The sequence below is a fragment of the Sphingomonas sp. FUKUSWIS1 genome, assembly GCF_000733135.1.
GTDB classification, from domain to species: Bacteria; Pseudomonadota; Alphaproteobacteria; order Sphingomonadales; family Sphingomonadaceae; genus Sphingomonas; species Sphingomonas aerolata.
Genome location: NZ_JPJC01000064.1, coordinates 1 through 2933 on the forward strand (window position 1 = coordinate 1; position 2933 = coordinate 2933).

4 protein-coding genes and 1 pseudogene are annotated in these 2933 nt (G+C 65.8%); all 5 read right to left on the reverse strand.

What is annotated here, in order from left to right:
* Positions 1–259 (reverse strand): annotated as a pseudogene (locus sphsw_RS05270) (head GIN domain-containing protein); the annotation flags it as partial.
* 52 nt (positions 260–311) lie between these two features.
* Positions 312–1043 carry a head GIN domain-containing protein gene (locus sphsw_RS05275; protein WP_031439684.1) on the reverse strand — a complete coding sequence of 244 codons (732 nt, stop codon included), beginning with the start codon at positions 1041–1043 and terminating at the stop codon, positions 312–314.
* Between the two features lie 147 nt (positions 1044–1190).
* Positions 1191–1724 (reverse strand): CarD family transcriptional regulator, encoded by a 534-nt coding sequence (locus sphsw_RS05280; RefSeq protein ID WP_031393647.1) that lies wholly within the window; start codon positions 1722–1724, stop codon positions 1191–1193.
* A 218-nt stretch (positions 1725–1942) separates the two neighbouring features.
* Positions 1943–2284 carry a ferredoxin FdxA gene (fdxA, locus tag sphsw_RS05285; protein ID WP_031393648.1) on the reverse strand — a complete coding sequence of 114 codons (342 nt, stop codon included), beginning with the start codon at positions 2282–2284 and terminating at the stop codon, positions 1943–1945.
* Positions 2285–2498: 214 nt separating this feature from the next.
* The gene (locus tag sphsw_RS05290; RefSeq protein ID WP_042466606.1) at positions 2499–2822 is read right to left on the reverse strand and encodes an RNA-binding S4 domain-containing protein; all 324 of its coding nucleotides are present in this window, start codon (positions 2820–2822) and stop codon (positions 2499–2501) included.
* Positions 2823–2933 lie beyond the last annotated feature (111 nt).

Below are 2933 nucleotides of genomic sequence, written 5' to 3' on the forward strand. Positions count from 1 at the left end.
CCCCCGCCTCGGGGCGTTCGCCCCAGCGGCTCGTGCTCCGCCGGACCGACAGCGTCGCGCCGTCGACGCGGATCTCGACCGCCTCGGTCGCGTGCGGATCCCCAGAGACCTTCGCGCCGGGCGATCCCGTGACGAGGCGCACGTCGAACGGACCGTCGATCCGGACCCGCTCGAAGCTGCCCACCGACACGCTACGATCGGCCGCGGCTGCGGCGACGGGACAGGCAAACAGGAGCAGCAGGGCAAGAAAACGGATCATCGCCAGATCGTTGCCGCTTCGACGCACCGACGCAAGCCGCGCGCGCAGCGGGTCACGGTGCGCAGCGGACCGAGCCGGAGCCCATCTTGGACACGGTGCACCGTGCCACGCTGCCCAGGTCGACATCGCCCGACCCCATCATGTCGACGGTGGCAGGGCCATCGACGATCGCGCGGACGCTGCCCGAACCGGCAATCTCGACCCGCGCGGAGCGGGCCTTGAGCCCGGCTGCGTCGACATCACCCGAGCCCGCGATCTCGACCGCCAGCGCCCGCGCGGATCCCGCCGCCGAAACGCTGCCCGACCCCGCGATCGAGACCGCGAGATCGTCGACCTTCACCGCCGCGACGCCCAGGCTGCCGGAGCCCGCGACATCGGCTGCGAATCGCGTTCCCTCGACCCGGTCGACGGTCATGTCACCCGATCCCGATATCGCCGCCGCCGCCAGCCGCGGCAGCGTGACGAAGACCTTGACCTTGCCCGATCGGCCCCAGCCAAGATCCACATTCTTGCGCCGCCCGATCTCGAGCGTGTCGCCTTCCCGCTCGATCTTCAGCCGGTCGAGTAGCTCGACCGGTCCCTGGGCGCGCACCGAAAAGCCAGTTCCCACGCGCACATCGACATCGCTCGCCCCACGCAGGTCGATCGAGCTGAAATCACTGAGCATGTAGGTGCGGGTCGTGCCGGTGCCGCTCGGCGATGCCCCCGCCCCGTCATCGTCTCCCGACCAGCTGAACGAGCAGGCAGCAAGCGGCATCATCAGACCGAGCGCGAGATACTTCATGGCATCCTCCTGTGTATTGCCCAAACAATACACCCGATCGGCGAGAGGCGGAAGCGGAATTCGTGGTGGTCATCGGCCGGCGGGCCAGAAACGCAAAAGGGCGGCCCCGCGGGACCGCCCTTGCGTCATCGAACGGAGCGCCAGCGGTCAGGCGGGCAGCTTGTCCTTGTTGTAGATCGCGGCGGCAGCGCGGAGAATGTCGAGGATCTTCTCCTGCGCCTTGGGCTCGTCAATCTCTTCCATCGCGGCGAGTTCGCGGGCGAGACGGCTGGTCGCACCTTCGAAGATCTGACGCTCGGAATAGCTCTGCTCGGGCTGGTCGTCGGCGCGGAACAGGTCGCGGACCACTTCGGCGATCGACACGAGGTCGCCCGAATTGATCTTCGCTTCATATTCCTGCGCGCGGCGCGACCACATGGTGCGCTTGACCTTGGGCTTGCCCTTGAGCGTGTCCATCGCCTCGCGCATGGTCTTGTCCGAGGACAATTTGCGCATGCCGACGCTTTCGGCCTTGTTGGTCGGAACGCGGAGCGTCATGCGCTCCTTCTCGAAGCGGAGGACGTAAAGTTCGAGCGTCATGCCGGCGATTTCCGAGCGTTGCAGCTCGATCACACGGCCGACTCCGTGCTTTGGGTAAACGACGAAATCACCGACGTCGAAGGACAGTGCCTTAGCAGCCATTGGGGGCCTTTCCGGATCAATGCCTCCACGCGGTGCCACAGCGACGCGTTCGCCGGATTGCACCGTGGAGGAATAGGGTTCGAACATACTCCAGGCGGACGACTTGACATATCGCGCCCGTCACGGACCCAATTACCATCTTTGCAACAAAATTACCAGCCGATCGTGACAGCCCTCGTGCCCCAATCCGCCATAAAGACACGAATTTCGTGCGATTTTCAGTCGCCGGCGCCGGGCTCGGGCGAGAAATACTTGTCGAACTTGCCCTCAACGCCCTTCATCGCGTCCGCGTCGGGGGGCGTCTGGTTGTCGTTGCGAGTGACGTTGGGCCACTGCGCAGAGAAGGTCGTGTTGAGTTCGAGCCACTGCTCCAGCCCGCTCTCGGTGTCGGGCAGGATCGCCTCGGCGGGGCATTCGGGTTCGCACACGCCGCAGTCGATGCACTCGCTGGGATTGATCACCAGCATGTTCTCGCCCTCATAGAAGCAATCGACCGGGCACACTTCCACGCAATCCATGTACTTGCAGCGGATGCAGGCATCGGTGACGACGTAGGTCATTGCAGAACTCCTGGGCCGGATTCCTTCCCGGCGACGAACGGCCTGCGACTATGCGCGCAGGCCCGTCGCGTCAATCATAGCAAGCCTTCTGCGAGACGTTATCAGGCTTTGCCGCCTCCGACCGCCTCCGCCCAAACCACGCCGTCATCCTGACGAAAGTCAGGATCCAAGGCAATGAGACGCTGTCCTTTGGTATCCTGGATCCTGACTTTCGTCAGGATGACGGGCGGGGTGGTGCGACGTCGTCCGCTTCGGTGCCGGCGGGGGTCTGGCCGGCGATCAGGTCTTGATAGCACGCCTGCGCTTCGGGGGCGGGACCGCGGCGTGTCGGCAGTGCCTCGATGCGGATCACGCGGACGCGGTCGTTGGCGGCGAAGGTGAGGACGTTGCCGATCCGGACGGGACAGTGTGCGCGGTCGATCGCGCGGCCGTCGATTCGCAGATGCCCCTTCTCGGCAATCGCCTGGGCCGCGCTGCGCGTCTTGGCGAGCCGGACGAACCACAGGAACCGATCGATCCGCATCGCGCCTTCACCCATGGCGGACCAGTGCGGCAAGCCCGGCAAACGCGTTCTGCCGCGACGGGTCGCGCCGCCACGCCGATCGATACCATGATCACGGCCGCCAACGTCGCGACCGGCAAGGCGCCC

Bases quoted from the DNA above. Each gene is read 5' to 3' on its own strand.
- sphsw_RS05275 (WP_031439684.1), bottom strand. From the start codon at position 1,043: ATGAAGTATCTCGCGCTCGGTCTGATGATGCCGCTTGCTGCCTGCTCG.
- sphsw_RS05280 (WP_031393647.1), bottom strand. From the start codon at position 1,724: ATGGCTGCTAAGGCACTGTCCTTCGACGTCGGTGATTTCGTCGTTTAC.
- fdxA (WP_031393648.1), bottom strand. From the start codon at position 2,284: ATGACCTACGTCGTCACCGATGCCTGCATCCGCTGCAAGTACATGGAT.
- sphsw_RS05290 (WP_042466606.1), bottom strand. From the start codon at position 2,822: ATGGGTGAAGGCGCGATGCGGATCGATCGGTTCCTGTGGTTCGTCCGG.